Genomic DNA, 1085 nt, shown 5'->3' with positions numbered 1-1085 from the left:
GCGCGCGGCCTCGTCGTGGACGACGGGGGCGACGCCGTGCGCCGAGAACATGACGATGTTGCCCGGCGGTACCTCCTCCGTCCGCTCGACGAAGACGGCGCCCTTCTTCTCCAGGGTCTGCACGACGTACTTGTTGTGGACGATCTCGTGCCGGACGTACACCGGAGCGCCGTACTGCCCCAGGGCTTTCTCGACGGCGATCACGGCGCGGTCCACACCCGCGCAGTAGCCACGGGGGGCGGCGAGCAGAACGCGGAGACGGGTGGTGGGGGTCATGTCTGCCTCCTCACTGTGGAGTCGGCGAGCTGACGCAGGGCGTGCTTGGCGGCAGTGTCAATAGGCACGGTGTCCAGGGCGGTCATGGCTTTCTCGTATCGTGCGGTGATCATGTTTTCGACGATGCGGACGGCTTTCGTGGTGGTGATGATGCTGCGTGCCACCTGGGCCTGGTCTTCGGTCAGGGTGGGGCAACCGAGGAGAACGCGGAGCTGGTCGGCCTGGACGCGGGGTGCGCGGGCGAGAGCGAGCGCGATGAGGACGGTGGCTTTGCCCTCCCGTAGATCGTCGAGAGCAGGTTTGCCGGTGGCCGCCGGGTCGCCGAACACTCCGAGCAGGTCATCCCGGAGTTGGAAAGCCTCACCAATAGGGATGGCGTAGGCGGACAGGGCGGCCAGCAGGCTTTCGTCTGCTCCGGCGAGGGCCGCGCCGAGTTGGAGGGGGCGCTCGACGGTGTATTTGGCGGTTTTGTAGCGAATGATGGTCAACGCAGAGGACACATCCGGCTGCTCCTGGTGACTGTGGGCCAGGTCGAGATATTGGCCGAGTACGACTTCAGTGCGCATGACGTCCAGTAGGGGCAGCACGGCGGACATCTGCTTCGGGGTCAGGTTGCCGTTGTGCAGGAGTTCGTCAGACCACACCAGCGCCAGGTCGCCCAGGAGGATGGCCGCCCCGGTGCCGAACTGGTCCGCGACGGCGGCAGGTCCTTGGTGCTGCCGGGCAAAGGCGCGGTGCATGGTCGGGTGGCCGCGGCGGGTGTCGGAGCGGTCCATCACGTCGTCATGGATGAGCGCGAAAGCATGGAA

1 protein-coding gene and 1 pseudogene are annotated in these 1085 nt (G+C 66.5%); both read right to left on the bottom strand.

The window, feature by feature from the left end; translation table 11 throughout:
- Nucleotides 1–276, bottom strand: a pseudogene (locus tag ACZ7NC_RS45760) (4-hydroxy-3-methylbut-2-enyl diphosphate reductase); the annotation flags it as partial.
- Nucleotides 273–1085, bottom strand: an 813-nt coding sequence (locus ACZ7NC_RS45755; RefSeq protein ID WP_471498443.1) for a polyprenyl synthetase family protein, incomplete at its 5' end; no start/stop codon positions are given. The pseudogene ACZ7NC_RS45760 and the gene ACZ7NC_RS45755, both read right to left, overlap by 4 nt.

This window comes from Streptomyces sp. NPDC111802 (assembly GCF_055634335.1).
Note: the sequence above shows the minus strand (reverse complement) of the source record. Positions and strands in the feature narration are given on the sequence as shown.